Origin of the sequence: Paraherbaspirillum soli (genome assembly GCF_042654985.1) — a bacterium.
GTDB lineage: Bacteria > Pseudomonadota > Gammaproteobacteria > Burkholderiales > Burkholderiaceae_D > Paraherbaspirillum > Paraherbaspirillum soli.
The window spans coordinates 17,828-34,853 of sequence record NZ_JBHSMT010000008.1 but is presented as its reverse complement, the minus strand read 5'-3'; the positions used below and the strand labels follow the sequence as shown (position 1 = coordinate 34,853).

Annotated in this window: 15 protein-coding genes; all 15 read left to right on the top strand. The window is 58.2% G+C overall.

All coding sequences use genetic code 11. The annotated features are described in order from the left end of the window. Positions 1-298: 298 nt before the first annotated feature. A complete protein-coding gene (locus ACFPM8_RS02720; protein ID WP_378994739.1) occupies positions 299-4,303 on the top strand; it encodes a DUF3683 domain-containing protein in 4,005 nt (1,334 codons plus the stop codon). A gap of 2 nt (positions 4,304-4,305) precedes the next feature. Beyond that, the gene (locus ACFPM8_RS02715) at positions 4,306-4,743 is read left to right on the top strand and encodes an HIT family protein (RefSeq protein WP_378994737.1); all 438 of its coding nucleotides are present in this window, start codon (positions 4,306-4,308) and stop codon (positions 4,741-4,743) included. Positions 4,744-4,799: 56 nt separating this feature from the next. Beyond that, complete coding sequence (locus ACFPM8_RS02710; protein ID WP_378994735.1) at positions 4,800-5,231, top strand: gamma-butyrobetaine hydroxylase family protein; 432 nt, start codon at positions 4,800-4,802, stop codon at positions 5,229-5,231. Between the two features lie 98 nt (positions 5,232-5,329). Further along, the gene (ubiE, locus tag ACFPM8_RS02705; protein ID WP_378994733.1) at positions 5,330-6,064 is read left to right on the top strand and encodes a bifunctional demethylmenaquinone methyltransferase/2-methoxy-6-polyprenyl-1,4-benzoquinol methylase UbiE; all 735 of its coding nucleotides are present in this window, start codon (positions 5,330-5,332) and stop codon (positions 6,062-6,064) included. A gap of 8 nt (positions 6,065-6,072) precedes the next feature. Continuing rightward, positions 6,073-7,008 (top strand): Tim44 domain-containing protein, encoded by a 936-nt coding sequence (locus ACFPM8_RS02700; RefSeq protein ID WP_378994731.1) that lies wholly within the window; start codon positions 6,073-6,075, stop codon positions 7,006-7,008. A 108-nt stretch (positions 7,009-7,116) separates the two neighbouring features. Beyond that, positions 7,117-7,695 (top strand): ubiquinone biosynthesis accessory factor UbiJ, encoded by a 579-nt coding sequence (locus ACFPM8_RS02695; protein ID WP_378994729.1) that lies wholly within the window; start codon positions 7,117-7,119, stop codon positions 7,693-7,695. Positions 7,696-7,705: 10 nt separating this feature from the next. After that, positions 7,706-9,280 (top strand): ubiquinone biosynthesis regulatory protein kinase UbiB, encoded by a 1,575-nt coding sequence (ubiB, locus tag ACFPM8_RS02690; protein WP_378994727.1) that lies wholly within the window; start codon positions 7,706-7,708, stop codon positions 9,278-9,280. 10 nt (positions 9,281-9,290) lie between these two features. Continuing rightward, positions 9,291-9,914 (top strand): methyltransferase, encoded by a 624-nt coding sequence (locus ACFPM8_RS02685; RefSeq protein ID WP_378994725.1) that lies wholly within the window; start codon positions 9,291-9,293, stop codon positions 9,912-9,914. A 238-nt stretch (positions 9,915-10,152) separates the two neighbouring features. Then, positions 10,153-11,238 (top strand): ABC transporter ATP-binding protein, encoded by a 1,086-nt coding sequence (locus ACFPM8_RS02680; protein WP_378994723.1) that lies wholly within the window; start codon positions 10,153-10,155, stop codon positions 11,236-11,238. After that, positions 11,231-12,151 carry an ABC transporter permease gene (locus tag ACFPM8_RS02675; RefSeq protein WP_378994720.1) on the top strand — a complete coding sequence of 307 codons (921 nt, stop codon included), beginning with the start codon at positions 11,231-11,233 and terminating at the stop codon, positions 12,149-12,151. The genes ACFPM8_RS02680 and ACFPM8_RS02675 overlap by 8 nt, the downstream gene beginning before the upstream one ends. Continuing rightward, positions 12,144-12,926: an ABC transporter permease gene (locus ACFPM8_RS02670; protein ID WP_378994718.1), complete on the top strand. Its 783-nt coding sequence runs from the start codon at positions 12,144-12,146 to the stop codon at positions 12,924-12,926. Before ACFPM8_RS02675 ends, ACFPM8_RS02670 begins: the two co-directional genes overlap by 8 nt. A 35-nt stretch (positions 12,927-12,961) precedes the next feature. Further along, on the top strand, positions 12,962-14,029 hold the full coding sequence (locus ACFPM8_RS02665; protein WP_378994716.1) for an ABC transporter substrate-binding protein: 1,068 nt from the start codon (positions 12,962-12,964) through the stop codon (positions 14,027-14,029). A gap of 82 nt (positions 14,030-14,111) precedes the next feature. After that, the gene (locus tag ACFPM8_RS02660; protein ID WP_378994714.1) at positions 14,112-14,429 is read left to right on the top strand and encodes an FmdB family zinc ribbon protein; all 318 of its coding nucleotides are present in this window, start codon (positions 14,112-14,114) and stop codon (positions 14,427-14,429) included. Between the two features lie 63 nt (positions 14,430-14,492). Continuing rightward, positions 14,493-15,128 (top strand): DUF502 domain-containing protein, encoded by a 636-nt coding sequence (locus ACFPM8_RS02655; protein ID WP_378994712.1) that lies wholly within the window; start codon positions 14,493-14,495, stop codon positions 15,126-15,128. A gap of 76 nt (positions 15,129-15,204) precedes the next feature. Continuing rightward, positions 15,205-17,007 carry an aspartate--tRNA ligase gene (aspS, locus tag ACFPM8_RS02650; RefSeq protein WP_378994710.1) on the top strand — a complete coding sequence of 601 codons (1,803 nt, stop codon included), beginning with the start codon at positions 15,205-15,207 and terminating at the stop codon, positions 17,005-17,007. Positions 17,008-17,026: the final 19 nt, after the last annotated feature.

Sequence of the window (17,026 nt, the reverse complement as noted above, 5' to 3'; positions counted from 1 at the left end):
TAAAGGTTCGTTGATCTACCCTTTGCATTGCCCATATTCCGCCAGCGTGATGGCAATGTTTTCCATGATTTCGCTGATGATTTGGCTGAACATGACGCACTCCTGTTGCTTTGTTTGGGGGAGTGGATTGTAGTCATGTGCTATTGATTAATAAAAATTGATTGTTTTTATTGATTGAATTGGGTTTGGCTATATCGGTGCGAAGATGTCCGGAATTGCTAAAACCTCATGTTGCACCGCAAGATACAGCGCGATAAGCTAGAATGCATCTCCAGCGTTAGCTCCCTTCCTAGACCTAATGAACGCCCCCGTACAAATCCAGGCATTACTGTCAGACGCGCCGCATGGCGCCACTCCTACTCGCTTGCGCGAGATCCCCTACAATTACACTTCGTTTTCAGACCGCGAGATCGTGATACGCCTGCTCGGCGAATCATCCTGGCAGCTGCTCGACGAGTTGCGCGGCAAACGGCAGACCGGCCGTTCCGCGAGGATGTTGTACGAGGTGCTGGGCGACATCTGGGTGGTGCGGCGCAATCCGTATTTGCAAGACGACATGCTGGACAATCCGAAGCGGCGTCAAGCGCTGATCGATGCGTTGAATCACCGCTTGGGCGAAGTCGACAAGCGCCGCATCGTCACCGATCTGGCCGAAGCTGAAAACGGCGACGCCAAAAAACGCAGCGAAGCGGTCGAAGCCTTGTTGAGTGCCGCCAGAAAGGCAATCGCCGCCTTCTCGGAAGAGTTCCGCCTAACCTACGATCTGCGCAAGCGCGCCAATAAAGTATTGGGCCGTTATACCGCCAAGGACAACATCAAGTTCGACGGCTTGTCGCGGGTGTCGCATGTGACCGACGCCACCGACTGGCGCGTCGAATATCCGTTTGTGGTGTTGACGCCGGACAGCGAAGATGAAATGGCCGGGCTGGTGAAGGGCTGCATCGAACTGGGACTGACCATCATCCCGCGCGGCGGCGGCACCGGTTATACCGGCGGCGCGATTCCGCTGACGCCGTTGTCGGCGGTCATCAACACTGAAAAACTGGAGCAACTGGGCGCGGTCGAAATGCGCGTGCTGCCGGGCCTCGACAAGGAATACGCAACGATTTATTCGGGCGCCGGCGTAGTTACCAAGCGGGTATCCGATGCCGCCGAAAAAGCCGGCTTTGTGTTCGCGGTCGACCCGACCTCGGCCGAAGCCTCCTGCATCGGCGGCAATATCGCGATGAACGCCGGCGGCAAGAAAGCCGTGCTGTGGGGCACCGCGCTAGACAACCTGGCGAGCTGGCGCATGGTTGATCCGAACGGCGACTGGCTGGAAGTCACGCGCCTGGACCACAATCTCGGCAAGATTCACGATGCGCCGCTGGCGCGCTTCAAGCTGGAATGGAGCCATCCGGCCGAAAAGGGCCGTCCAAGCGACAAGCCGTTCAAAACCGAAATCCTGGAAATCGCCGGCCGCACCTTCCGCAAGGAAGGCTTGGGCAAGGACGTGACCGACAAATTCCTGGCCGGTTTGCCGGGTATCCAGAAAGAAGGCTGCGACGGCTTGATCACATCGGGACGCTGGATTCTGCACAAGATGCCGAAGCACACGCGTACCGTCTGCCTGGAGTTTTTCGGTCAGGCGCGCGATGCGATTCCGTCGATCGTCGAGATCAAGGATTATCTCGATGCCGAAACCAGAAAAGGCGGCGCGATCCTGGCCGGACTGGAACACCTGGACGAGCGCTATCTGCGCGCGGTCGGCTATGCCACCAAATCAAAACGCGGCGTGCTGCCGAAGATGGCCCTGTTCGGCGACATCGTCGGCGACGATGAAAACGCGGTAGCGCAAGCGGCATCGGAAGTGGTGCGGATGGCAAACAACCGGGTCGGCGAAGGTTTCGTCGCGGTCAGCCCGGAAGCGCGCAAGAAATTCTGGCTCGATCGTTCGCGCACGGCGGCCATCGCCAAACATACCAACGCCTTCAAGATCAACGAAGACGTGGTGATTCCGCTCGATCGCATGGGCGAATACACCGACGGCATCGAGCGCATCAATATCGAGTTGTCGATCAAGAACAAGCTGCAATTGCTGGATCAGTTGCGCGACTTCTTTGGCCGCGGCAATCTGCCTTTGGGCAAGAGCGAAGATGCGGCAGGCGACGATATTCCCGCCGCCGAGTTGCTGGAAGACCGTGTGCATCAGGCCGAGCAATTGATCGACCAGGCGCAAGCGCGCTGGTCGTATCTGTTGACGCATCTGGACACCCCGCTGCGCGAAGCGCAACCGCAATTGCTGGCGCTGGGGCTGGAAAAACTGGCGGCGACTTTTGAGCAGCGGCTGGTGCAGCAACCGGCCGCGACCGTATTCGACGTGGTGCAGGATCGCACCGTGCGGGTGTCGTGGAAGCAGGAAGTGCGGGCCGCGCTGCGCCAGGTATTTAGCGGCGGCGCGTTCAAAGCGATTCTCGACGAATGCACCACGATCCATAAAGAAGTGTTGCGCGGACGCGTGTTCGTCGCCTTGCACATGCATGCCGGTGACGGCAATGTGCACACCAATTTGCCGGTCAATTCCGATCACTACGAAATGCTGCAGGATGCGCATGCCGCCGTGGCCCGCATCATGACTCTGGCGCGTTCGCTGAATGGCGTGATTTCCGGCGAACACGGCATCGGCATCACCAAGCTGGAATTCCTGACCGAAGCTGAAATCAGCGATTTCCGCGATTACAAATTGCGGGTCGATCCAGAAGGCCGTTTCAACAAGGGCAAGCTGCTGAATCTGCCGGGCCTGGATGCCGACCTGCGCAACGCCTACACGCCGTCTTTCGGCTTGATGGGACATGAGTCGCTGATCATGCAGCAAAGCGATATCGGTGCGATCGCCAACAGCGTCAAGGATTGCCTGCGCTGCGGCAAATGCAAGCCGGTGTGCGCGACGCACGTGCCGCGCGCCAATCTGCTGTACTCGCCGCGCAACAAGATCCTGGCGACCTCGCTGCTGGTCGAAGCGTTTTTGTATGAAGAGCAAACCCGCCGCGGCATCTCGGTCAAGCATTGGGAAGAGTTCGAAGACGTGGCCGACCATTGCACCGTCTGTCATAAGTGCGTGACGCCGTGCCCGGTCGATATCGACTTCGGCAACGTCTCGATGAATATGCGCAACCTGCTGCGCAAGATGAACAAGAAGTCGTTCAATCCGGGTACCGCGGCCTCGATGTTTTTCCTGAACGCGACCGACCCGGCCACCGTCAACGCCACCCGCAAAGTCATGATCGGCTGGGGCTACAAGGCGCAGCGCCTGGGTAACGACGTGCTGAAGAAGTTCGCCAAAAAGCAGACCAAGGCGCCGCCGGCGACCGTCGGCAAGCCAGCGGTCAAAGAGCAGGTGATCCACTTCATCAACAAGAAGATGCCGGGCAATCTGCCGAAGAAAACCGCACGCGCCTTGCTGGATATCGAAGACGACAAGATCGTGCCTATCATTCGCGATCCGAAGAAGACCACCGCCGATACCGAGGCCGTGTTTTACTTCCCCGGCTGCGGCTCCGAGCGCTTGTTCTCGCAGGTCGGGCTGGCAACCCAGGCGATGCTGTGGAACGTCGGCGTGCAAACCGTGCTGCCGCCGGGCTATCTGTGCTGCGGTTATCCGCAGCGCGGCTCGGGCAATTTCGACAAGGCCGAGAAGATCATCACCGACAACCGCGTGCTGTTCCATCGCATGGCCAACACCTTGAACTACCTCGACATCAAGACCGTCGTGGTGTCGTGCGGGACCTGCTACGACCAGCTGCAGGGCTACCAGTTCGACAAGATTTTCCCCGGCTGCCGGATCATCGACATCCATGAATTCCTGATGGAAAAGGGGCTCAAGCTGGAAGGGGTTGGCGGCGTCCGCTACATGTATCACGATCCTTGCCACAGCCCGATGAAATTGCAGGACCCGCTGAAGACGGTGAACGCGCTGATCACGACCGACAACGGCGCCAAGATCGAGAAAAACGATCGCTGCTGCGGCGAGTCCGGGACGCTGGCGGTGACCCGTCCAGACGTTTCGACCCAGGTGCGCTTCCGGAAAGAGGAAGAAATGAACAAGGGCGCGGATAAATTGCGCGCCGATGGCTTCGCCGGCGACGTCAAGGTGCTGACTTCCTGCCCATCCTGCCTGCAAGGCTTGTCGCGTTTCAACGATGATTCCGGCACCACCGCCGATTACATCGTGGTCGAAATGGCGCGTCATTTGCTGGGCGAGAACTGGTTGCCGGAGTATGTCGAGCGGGCCAACAACGGCGGCATCGAACGGGTTCTGGTGTAAGCATGGCAGCCCATTCCGAAGCTGGCGAGTTGTGCGAACTGTGCACCCGCGATGGCGGCGAGGTGCTGCATTACGCCGAAAAATACCGCGTGGTGCTGGTCGCCGACGCTCTGTACCCGGGCTTTTGCCGCGTGATCTGGAATGCGCACGTCAAGGAAATGACCGATTTGGCTAGCGCCGATCGCTCCATGTTGATGGAGGCGGTATGGGTGGTTGAGACTGCGGTGCGCAATGTGATGCAGCCGGACAAAATCAACCTGGCCTGCTTCGGCAACATGACGCCGCATCTGCATTGGCATGTGATTCCGCGCTATCTGGACGACGCCCATTTCCCGCATCCGGTATGGGCCGAAGTCCAGCGCACGTCGCCGCAGGCGAGCTTGTCTGCGCGGCAGGCTTTGCTGGCGGCGTTGCGCTCGGCCATTTCGGCGGCCTTGTGATCCGCGACCTTGCTGTCTTACTCGCCACTCACTCTTACTCTCACGGATAAATCCTGATGCTCGGATCCAAACAATCAGCACCGGCACCGACGCCGGTGTCGTTCACCGTACACCAGCAATCGCGCACGCTGGAAGTTGCGTTCGACGATGGCGCGGTTTTTTCATTGCCGTTCGAATTGCTGCGGGTGTATTCGCCATCGGCCGAAGTGCGCGGCCACGGGCAGGGTCAGGAGACGCTGCAAACCGGCAAGCGCAATGTCGGCCTGACGGCACTCGATCCGGTCGGCAATTACGCGGTCAAGCCGACGTTTTCGGACGGCCACAACAGCGGCATTTACACCTGGGCCTACCTGTATCAGCTTGGTCGCGATCAGGTGGCAATGTGGGAAGACTATCTGCGGCGCCTGGACGATGCGGGTCACGGACGTGACGCCGGGCGCGATCTGTCGATGACCGCCAAGACCGCCGGCGGTCATGGTTGCGCCTGATTTATTGAGGAACAGCGTAAGGAAAAACGCCCCATAGCTTGTGCAGCAACCCGCTCCCGCGCTTGTATAATGCAAGTCTGCCAAACAAGGTTGCCAACATGACCAATCCCACCCATTTCGGTTATCAAACCGTCTCCGAAGACGACAAGGTGCACAAAGTCGCCGAAGTCTTCCACTCCGTCGCATCCAAATATGACGTCATGAACGATCTGATGTCGGCCGGCATGCACCGACTCTGGAAAGCATTCACCATTGCCCAGGCCGCGATCCGGCCCGGCTTCAAAGTGCTGGATATCGCCGGCGGCACCGGCGACCTGGCCAAAGCTTTCGCCAAGCGCGCCGGGCCCAGCGGCGAAGTCTGGTTGACCGACATCAATGAATCGATGCTGCGGGTAGGTCGCGACCGCCTATTGAATAAAGGCCTGGCCACCCCCACCTTATTGTGCGATGCGGAAAAACTGCCGTTTCCCGATAATTATTTCGACCGGGTGTCGGTGGCTTTCGGATTGCGCAACATGACGCACAAGGATCTTGCGCTGGCAGAAATGCGACGCGTACTGAAACCGGGCGGCAAGTTGCTGGTGCTGGAATTTTCGAAAGTATGGGAGCCGCTTAAAAAGCCCTACGACGTTTACTCGTTTTCCGTATTGCCGGTGCTCGGCAAGGTAATCGCCAACGATGCCGACAGCTATCGTTATCTGGCCGAGTCGATCCGCATGCATCCCGATCAGGAGACCCTGAAAAAGATGATGCAGGATGCCGGACTGGAACGGGTTGATTACTTCAATTTAACTGCCGGCGTGGCGGCACTGCACACTGGAATCAAACTGTAGGAGTTCGCATGAAAAGATTTTTATTGATGCTGTTGGTGATGGTCAGCGCTTTGTCGCTCACGTTGTCCGATGCCGAGGCACGTCGCCTTGGGGGCGGCGGTTCGTTCGGCCGCCAGTCGTCCGGGGTTTCCCGCCAGGCGCCGGCCCAGCCGACACAGAATTTCGGCAATGCCAACCAAGCACGTCCGGCGGCTCCGGCAGCAACGCCGCAGCCGCTGCCGGCCAAACCCGCCAGCCCATGGAAGGGCATTCTGGGCGGCGCTTTGCTGGGGCTGGGATTGGGGGCGTTGATGTCGCACTTCGGCATGGGCGGCGCCTTCGGTTCGTTCCTGATGATGGCCTTGCTGGCCGCCGCGGTGATTTTCGTGGTGCGCCTGGTGATGCGCAAGAGCGCTGCCGGCAACCCGGCCTCCGCTGCTGCCTATCCAAATGCCTATTCAGCCAATCCCGCCAACAGCTCGTCCAGCTTCACGCCGGAAATCGGCTCGGCGATTGATTCCCGGCCAGCTTTTCAGCCGGCATCGGCGACGCTGGGCAATGGCCAAAATAGCGGTCCGTGGGGTGTTCCTGCCGACTTCGATACGCCCGGCTTCCTGCGTAGCGCCAAGACCTATTTCATTCGTCTGCAAGCAGCCTGGGATAAAGCGGATGTCAACGATATTCGTGAATTCACCACGCCGGAAATGTTTGCCGAACTGAGAATGCAATTGCAGGAGCGCGGCGCTTCGCCGAACAATACCGATGTGGTGCAGCTGAATGCCGAATTGATGGGCATCGAGACGGTCGGCAGCGATTACCTGGCCAGCGTCAAGTTCAGCGGCCTGATCAAGGAAGCGCCTGAAGCATCGGCTGAACCGTTCACCGAGGTTTGGAATCTGTCCAAGCCGCTATCGGGGCAGGGCGGCTGGATTCTGGCCGGGATTCAGCAAGTTGGCAGCAACTGAGCCGCAACTGAACAGCTGATGGCGGGATGGAATAACTGACCGCCGTCGGACCAAACTGATAAACTTAGACCGCCCGTGAATTGTCACGGGCGGTTTTATTTTGTGACCATGACTTCTCCACTCAATTTCACGCCGATCACCGCGACCATCAATCATTTGTTGGCGCAGGAGCCGTGGGCGCAACGGATCCTGGCTGCGCATGCCGGAAAAATCGCCTGCATCGACGGCGGCGCACTGGTGCTGAAATGGCAAGTCAGTAGCGACGGCTTGCTGCAAGTGCCGCCTCCAGATGCGCCCACTAGCGTCACCATCCGCGTCAATCCGGCCGACCTGCCGTTGATCGTGCAAAATCGCGAGCGCGCTTTTTCTTACGTAAAGATCGAAGGCGACGCCGATTTCGCCAACGCGATTTCGCAGGTCAGTCAGTCCTTGCGCTGGGATGCCGAACAGGATCTCAGCAAATTGGTCGGCGACATCGCTGCGGTCCGCATCGTGGCTGGCGCGCGCTCAGCCGTGGCGGGCGTGCAGTCGGTGCACCGCAAGGTGACGGAAAACCTGGCCGAATATTTTCTCGAAGAGCAGCCCTTGCTGGTACGCCCGCAAGCGGTATCCGATTTTACGAATGATGTAACCAAGCTGCGGGATGACCTTGAACGGCTCGCCAAGCGCATCAACAAGCTGAACTGATAACAGGCCCATGATTCTGAAATTTCTGCGCGTTCTTAAGATTGTCCGGGTCGCCGTGCGCTACGGCCTGGATGAAATCGCGATGTCCGGCTTCGATACGCCAAGAGTTGCCAAGGTGATTAATGCGCTGATTTTCTGGCGCGACATTTCAGCGCCGCGCGGCGAGCGCCTGCGCAAGGCGCTGGAAGAACTGGGACCGATTTTCGTCAAATTCGGCCAGGTATTGTCGACCCGGCGCGACCTGCTGCCGGCAGACATGGTGGATGAACTGGCGCGCCTGCAGGATCGGGTTCCGCCGTTCAGCTCCGAGCTGGCGATTGCCCAGATCGAGCGCTCGTTGAAGGCTCATCCCGATCAATTGTTTGCCAGCTTTGAGCGCGAACCGGTGGCCTCGGCTTCGATTGCGCAGGTGCATTTTGCAACGCTGAGGGATGGCCGCGAGGTGGCGGTCAAGGTGCTGCGGCCGGGCATGAAAAAATCGATCGACGAAGACGTCGCGCTGATGCATCTGGCGGCCGACATCGTGGCGACCTTGTGGGCCGAAGGCCGGCGCCTGAAGGCGCGCGAAGTGGTGGGCGAGTTCGACAAATATTTGCACGACGAGCTGGACCTGATGCGCGAAGCCGCCAACGGCAGTCAGCTGCGGCGCAATTTCGCCGATTCCGAATTGCTGCTGGTGCCGGAGATGATTTGGGACTATTGCTCGCCATCGGTGATCGTGATGGAGCGGATGCACGGCATTCCGATCTCCCAGCTCGATCGCTTGCGGGACGCCGGCGTCGATTTGGAAAAATTGTCGCGCGACGGTGTCGAGATCTTCTTTACACAGGTATTCCGCGACGGTTTTTTCCATGCCGACATGCATCCCGGGAATATCCTGGTGTCGACCGCGCCGGCAACTTTCGGCCGTTATATCGCGCTCGATTTCGGCATCGTCGGCACCCTGGATGATTTCGACAAGGATTATCTGTCGCAAAATTTCCTGGCCTTTTTCCAGCGCGATTACAAGCGCGTGGCGGAAGCGCATATCGAGTCCGGCTGGGCGCCGAAAGAAACCCGGGTGGATGAACTGGAGTCGGCGGTGCGCGCTTGTTGCGAACCGATTTTCGACCGGCCGCTGAAGGATATTTCGTTCGGTCAGGTGCTGTTGCGCCTGTTCCAGACCTCGCGCCGCTTCAATGTCGAGGTGCAGCCGCAACTGGTGTTGCTGCAAAAGACCTTGCTCAACGTCGAAGGCTTGGGCCGTCAGCTGGATCCCGAACTCGATTTATGGAAGACCGCCAAGCCGCATCTGGAACGCTGGATGAGCGAGCAACTGGGCTGGCGCGGTCTGGTGCAGCAACTGAAAATCGAAGCGCCGCGCTATAGCAAGTTATTGCCACAGCTGCCGCGCCTGGTGCATCAGGCGCTGAGCCAGGTGGTGGAGCCGCAGCGCGAACAGCAGCAGGAAATGATGTGGCGGCTGATCGCCGAGCAACGGCAGACCAATCATTTTCTCGGCGTGATCGTGTATTTTGGCGGCGGCATCATCGGCGGCGTATTGCTGACGCTGCTTTATTTGCGTTTTGGCCATTTGTCCTGGTAACGAGTTAACCATGTCGATACCCAAACCACCCCCCACATTCAAAACCCGCGATCCATCCGAGCCCGGCTTTTGGGACGAGCGCTTCGAACAAGCTTTTATCCCCTGGGACAAAGGCGGCGTGCCGCAGGCCTTGCAGGATTATCTGGCGCAGGCGACGCCGGTAGCGACCTTGATTCCCGGCTGCGGCACCGGCTATGAAGTTGCCTATATGTCGGAAGCCGGCTGGGATGTGACGGCGATCGATTTTTCTGCAGCTGCGGTTAGCGCGGCGCAGGCGGTGCTGGGGCGATGGGCCGGGCGGGTGTTGCAGGCCGACTTCTTTACTTTCGAACCGGCCACACCGGTTGAGTTGATTTACGAACGCGCCTTCCTGTGCGCATTGCCGCCGGATAAACGGCCGGCCATCGTGCAGCGCTGGGCTGAACTGCTGGCGCCGGGCGCAACCCTGGCCGGTTTCTTCTTTTTCGGCGATGGCCCCAAAGGACCGCCGTTCGGTATAGCGCGGGCCGAACTGGAACGCTTATTGCGTCCTTATTTTGAATTGATCGATGACCAGCCGGTGGCCGATTCGATGGAAGTATTTGTCGGCAAGGAGCGATGGCAGGTGTGGCGCCGCCGCACCACAGGGTGTTGAAAAACTACTGCGCGGGCCGATTTTCGGTCTGCGGTGCTCACCGTACCATCCGTACGGCTGCGCTCCTCAACCAAAACTCGACCCGCTCGCTACGTTTTTCAACACCCTGTTAAAAGCCCCTTAAGCTAAGCCAAGCCAGGTAACGCACGCATAACGCAGAACCTGGCTTTTTTTCGATAAATTTGCGGGCACTTTTGCTACAATTGCCCGTTTTTTCGCCCCCTGGATCTGAAGACATATGGCGCTGCTCGAAATCCGTAATGTCAGTCGTCGTTTTGGCGACTTTGCTGCCGTTGACAACATCAGCCTGTCGATAGAGGCAGGCGAATTCTTTACCTTGCTCGGCCCTTCCGGCTGCGGCAAAACCACTTTGTTGCGCATGATTGCCGGTTTCGATTTGCCGGATTCCGGTCAGATTCTGCTGGACGGCGTCGACTTGGTCGGCAGTCCGCCCGAACAGCGGCCGGTCTGCACCGTGTTTCAAAATTACGCACTGTTTCCACACATGACGGTCGCCGCCAATATCGCTTTCCCGCTCAAGATGGCGAAAGTGCCGCCGCCGCAAATCAAGGAAAGAGTCAAGGAGGCGCTGGAAGACGTGCGGCTGAGCGGTTTTGGCGCACGCTTTCCGCATGAATTGTCAGGCGGTCAACGGCAGCGCGTCGCGGTGGCGCGCGCGCTGGTGTCGCGGCCCAAGCTGCTGCTGCTGGATGAGCCGCTGTCGGCGCTGGATGCCAAACTGCGCGAGCAGATGCAGATCGAGCTGATCAATCTGCAAAAGGAAGTCGACATCACCTTCGTCTACGTGACGCACGATCAGGGCGAAGCGCTGGCCTTGTCGCATCGGATCGCGGTCATGAACCGCGGCAATGTCGAGCAGCTGGACGAGCCGTCGCGCATCTATAGCTATCCGAAAACCCGCTTCGTGGCCGATTTCATCGGCACCTGCAATTTGTTCGACGGCGCGATTGCCAGCGTCGACGGTAATGCGATGCAGCTGGATATACCCGGCCTGGGCCTGGTCAAGAGCACGCAGCCTGACAATGGCGCGGTCGGCCGCAAAGGCACGCTGGCGCTGCGCCCGGAAAAGATCCGCATCAGCGCCGAAATCAGTGCCGACACCAACGAAAACCACTTCAAGGGCTACGTCAAGGAACTGCTGTATCTGGGCGACGTGACCGTCTATATTGTGCAAACCGAAGGCGGCAGCACGATCCAGGCATTGCTGGCGAATTCGGCGGCCGGCCGCGCCAAATTCTTTGAGGTCGGCGATACGGTGGATGTCGCCTGGCAGTTCGACGCAGGACATTTCTTGTATGAATAAGCAAGTCATCCCGCCGCAAATGACATCGGCACCGCGCGGCAGGCTGGCGCGCTGGTTGATCAGCGGCCCGCCGCTGTTTTACCTGCTGCTGTTTTTTGCGATCCCCAGTCTGATCATGGTGTTCGCGTCATTCCGCTTTGCCGGTGATTACGGCGGCCTGGCGCCGATCTTTGACGAGCTGGGCAAGCTGGATCTGACGTTCGATAATTACGTCCGCTTCGGCTCCGACTTTATTTACACCGCGATTTTCCTGAAATCGTTGATGTACGCGATCGTGACCACCTGTTGCTGCCTGTTGATGGCCTATCCGCTGGCGTTGCTGATAGCCCGCAGCCCGAAGAAGTACCGCGACCTGTTGATCTTGTTGGTGATTTTGCCGTTCTGGAGTAATTTCCTGATCCGCGTGTACGCCTGGATGATTATTCTCGGTCCACAATCCGGCTTGACGCAGGCGGTCAATTACTTGCTCGGACTGGTGGGGATAGAGCCGGTGCGGCTGTTATTTACCGGTTTTGCGGTGGTGGTCGGGCTGGTGTACGTACATCTGCCGTTCATGGTGTTGCCGCTGTATGCCAACCTGGAAAAACATGATCCGGCCCTGGTCGATGCGGCGCAGGATCTGGGCGCATCCGCCTGGCAGCGCTTCTGGCGCATCACTTTTCCGCTGTCGTTGCCGGGCGTGTACGCGGGCGCGGCCCTGGTATTCATCCCGGCGCTGGGGATTTTTGCGGTGTCCGATATCCTGGGCGGCACCGGCAGCGACATGATAGGCAACGTAATCAAACAACAATTTCTGGAAACCCGCGACTGGCCGTTCGGCAGCGTGTTGTCGATCGTATTGACGGTTGCCGCGCTGATTGCGGCAGGTGTTGCGGTTTTGGTGGCGCAGCCACGGAGAGACAAGCATGGCTAATAAGGCGAAACGCTCGCTCGGCTTATGGGGGGTGGCGCTGGCGGTATATGCATTCCTGTATGTGCCGTTGATTATCGTCGTGGTGTATTCGTTCAACAATTCGCAGTTGAATGCCGAGTGGGTCGGTTTTACGCTGGACTGGTATCGCAAGCTGTTTCAACACGATGAGATGTTGCACGCGGCCGGTAATTCGCTGCTGATCGCGCTGGTGGCGAGCGCTGTCTCGACCCTGCTGGGGACCATGGCCGGGTTCGCGATGCACCGTTATAAGTTGAAGCTGTTGCCGATGCTGGTGTTGACGCCGATCGCGATTCCGGAAATCCTGATCGGCGTTTCGCTGCTGATTTTCTTTGTGATGCTGAACCTGACCTTGGGGTTGGTATCGATCATGCTGTCGCACATCGCTTTTTGCATCGGCTTCGTCGCGATTGTGGTGCGCTCGCGTTTGTCCGGCATGGATGAAAGTTTGACCGAGGCCGCGCGCGATTGCGGCGCCACTCCGCTGCAGGCTTTCCGGCTGGTGACGCTGCCGCTGATCATGCCCGGCGTGGTGGCGGGAGCCTTGATGGCGTTCACCTTGTCGATTGATGACTTTGTGATTACGTTCTTCACCGCCGGCGCCAATGCATCGACGTTGCCGTTACAGATTTACTCGATGATCAAGATTGCGGTGACGCCGGAGGTCAATGCGGTTTCGACCTTGTTGATGGGACTGACCCTGGTGCTGATCATCATCGCATCCAAGCTGGCCCCCAGCGCCTTCCGTTCCTCTTAATCGTTCAATCGTTCTTCCTGTCCATAAGGATCGCCATGAAAAAGCTGCTTGCCATACTTCTGTCGGGTTTTGCGTTTGCCAGCGTGTCAGCCCAGGCCGCGGACGAATTGCATTTATACAACTGGAACAATTACATCGCGCCCGAAACCGTGCAGCAGTTTGAGGCTTTCTGCAAGTGCAAGGTGGTGCAGACTTACTATGGCGACAACGAAGAAATGCTGGCCAAGCTGGCCGCTGGCGCCAAAGGCTACGACATCATCGTCCCGACCGGCAACGCACTCGATACCTTGATCAAGCAGCAAGCCTTGAAGCCGCTCGACAAAGCGCAATTGCCGAATCTGAAAAACATTAATCCGGCTTATCTGAATACCGATTTCGACAAGGGCAACAAATATTCGGTGCCGTATGCTTACACCGAAACCTTGATCGGTTACAACGATCAGAAGCTCAAGGAATTGGGGATCACGGTGGATAGCTGGGCGGCGATTTTCGACCCCAAGATTTTGGTCAAGATCAAGGGCAAGGTGACGGTGCTGGATTCGGCCAATGAGTTGATGGCGGCGGCGCTGAAGTACCTGGGCCATTCGGTCAACGATACCGATGAAAAACACTGGCAGGAAGCCAAGGATGTGATCCTCAAGGCGAAGCCGTATTGGGCGGCATTCAACGGCACCAGCTATATCAAGGAACTAACGGTCGGCAATATCTGGCTGGCGCAAGGTTATTCCAATGACATCTTCCAGGCCGATGCCGACGCGCAAAAGGCCGGCCGCAAATTTCACATCCGCCACGCGTTGCCGAAAGAGGGTGCCGTGCTGGCGCTCGATAGCATGGTGATCCACAAGGATGCGCCGCGTCCGGACCTGGCGCATAAGTTCATCAATTTCATGCTGGATGGCAAAAATTCTGCCCAATTGAGCAATTTGCTCGGCTCCGGCAATCCGAACGCCGATGCCGCCAAATACATCAAGCCGGAGATCGCCAACAATCCGGCGATTTTTCCTGACAAGGCGCTGTTCGCCAAGCTGGAGATGCTGAAGGACCTCAATAGCAAGCAACGGCGCGCGATCAATCGGATCTGGACCGAGATTCGCGCGCGCTGATGCGCGCTGCGGGTCGAAGCCGCTGTACGCTGCAAAAACCTTTATAATTCAGGGTTTTATACGATTTTTGCGGAGTTTCACCATGCCGATTTATGCATATCGTTGCGAAGCCTGTGGTTTTGCCAAAGATGTACTGCAAAAGATGTCCGATGCGCCGCTGACGGATTGTCCGTCGTGCGAGAAAGACGCGTTCAGGAAACAAGTGACTGCGGCGGGTTTCCAGCTGAAGGGAACCGGCTGGTATGTGACCGATTTTCGCGGCGGCGCGGGGGCAACGGTGCCTCCGGTTTCTCCGGTCGAATCGGCATCCGCACCAGCCGCTGCGGCGACCGCCCCTGCAACGCCGGCCGCTGCCGCGCCAGCTGCTGCGAGCGCAAGCACTCCCGCGGCAACGACTTAACGTAATTCAATCAAGCTGAAGCAGGTACGCGCTGTACATTGCGTGGCACCGACAAAGAAAGCCATGCGTAAATATTTCATCACCGGTCTGCTGGTCCTGGTTCCCCTGGCGATTACGCTGTGGGTGCTAAATCTGATCATCGGCACGATGGATCAGTCCTTGTTGCTATTGCCGGAGCAGTGGCGGCCAAAGGCATTGCTGGGGCATGACATTCCCGGACTCGGCACGATTCTGACCTTGCTGGTGATTTTCCTGACGGGGCTGGCGACGCGTAATTTCATCGGACGCCAAATCGTTTCGTTATGGGAAGCCATGCTGATCCGGATTCCTGTCGTCAGCTCGATCTATTCAAGCGTCAAGCAGGTATCGGACACCTTGTTTTCATCGTCCGGCAATGCCTTCCGCAAAGCGCTGCTGGTGCAATATCCGCGGCAGGGATCGTGGACCATCGCGTTCCTGACCGGCGTGCCGGGCGGCGATGTGGCCAACCACCTGACCGGCGATTATGTCAGCGTGTATGTGCCGACCACGCCTAATCCGACCTCGGGATTTTTCCTGATGGTGCCGCGCGCGGATACGATCGAACTTGATATGAATGTCGACGAAGCACTGAAATACATCGTGTCGATGGGGGTAGTTGCACCAGAACAGCTGCGCGAAAAGAAATTGATCGTCGATCCGGCCCGGACTGGCAGCTAATGGGAAAACGTTAATCCGAATTACAAGAACTGATATCCAACATCATCAACATCTGAAGAACTGCGAAAAACTGAATATGTCCATGCGAACCCAATACTGCGGCCTCACCACTGAGGCACTTCTCGGCCAAACCGTCAGCTTGTGCGGCTGGGTGCATCGTCGTCGCGATCACGGCGGCGTTATTTTCATCGACTTGCGCGACCGCGAAGGCCTGGTGCAGGTAGTCTGCGATCCTGACCGCGCCGACGTATTCAAGAACGCCGAAGCGGTTCGCAATGAATTCTGCCTGCGCATCACAGGTATCGTGCGCAGCCGCCCGGAAGGCACCGGCAACGCCAACCTGAAATCCGGCAAGATCGAAGTGCTGGCGCATGAACTGGAAGTGTTGAACCCATCGGTGACGCCGCCGTTCCAGCTGGACGACGACAACCTGTCGGAAACCACCCGCCTGACGCATCGCGTGCTCGACCTGCGTCGTCCGCAGATGCAAAACAATTTGCGCCTGCGTTACAAGGTAACGATGGAAGTGCGCAAGTTCCTCGATGCCAACGGCTTCATCGACATCGAAACGCCGATGCTGACCAAGTCGACCCCGGAAGGCGCGCGCGACTACCTGGTGCCGTCACGGGTCAATGCCGGTCATTTCTTCGCGCTGCCGCAATCGCCGCAATTGTTCAAGCAGCTGCTGATGGTCGCCAACTTCGACCGTTATTACCAAATCACCAAATGCTTCCGCGACGAAGATCTGCGCGCCGACCGGCAGCCTGAATTTACCCAGATCGACTGCGAAACTTCGTTCATGAGCGAGCAGGAAATCCGCGACATGTTTGAAGGCATGATCCGTCTGGTGTTCAAAAACACGCTCGACATCGACCTGCCGAACCCATTCCCGGTGATGGATTACGCCACCGCGATGGGCATGTACGGCTCCGACAAGCCGGACATGCGCGTCAAGCTCGAATTCACCGACCTGACCGCAGTAATGAAGGATGTCGATTTCAAAGTGTTCAGCGGCGCCGCCAACATGGAAGGCGGCCGCGTGGTCGGCCTGCGCGTACCGGCCGGCGGCGCGATGCCTCGCTCCGAGATCGATGCCTACACCCAATTCGTCGCGATTTACGGCGCCAAGGGTCTGGCTTACATCAAGGTCAATGAAAAAGCCAAGGGCCGCGACGGCTTGCAATCGCCGATCGTGAAAAACCTGCACGATGCCGCGCTGGCGCAAATCATCGAGCAAACCGGCGCGCAAGACGGCGACCTGATTTTCTTCGGTGCCGACAAAGCCAAGGTGGTCAACGATGCGATCGGCGCACTGCGCGTGAAAATCGGTCACAGCGAATTCGGCAAGAAGGCCGGCTTGTTCGACGACGTCTGGAAGCCGTTGTGGGTGGTCGACTTCCCGATGTTCGAATACGACGACGACGCCCAACGCTGGAACGCTTGCCATCACCCGTTCACCGCGCCGAAAGACGGCCACGAAGACTACCTGGAAAGCGATCCGGGCAAGTGCATCGCCAAAGCCTACGACATGGTGTTGAACGGTTGGGAACTCGGTGGCGGCTCGGTCCGTATCCACCGTGCCGAAGTGCAGAGCAAAGTGTTCCGCGCGCTGAAGATTGATGCCGAAGAAGCGCAACTCAAGTTCGGCTTCCTGCTCGACGCATTGCAATACGGTGCGCCACCGCACGGCGGCCTGGCCTTCGGTCTGGATCGAATCGTGACCATGATGACCGGTGCCGAATCGATCCGGGACGTGATCGCGTTCCCGAAAACACAGCGGGCGCAATGTCTGTTGACGCAGGCGCCATCCGTGGTCGATGAAAAGCAATTGAAAGAATTGCATATTCGTCTGCGCATGCCGGAAGCGAAGGTTGTTTAAGTAAACGATTATTGGGCAC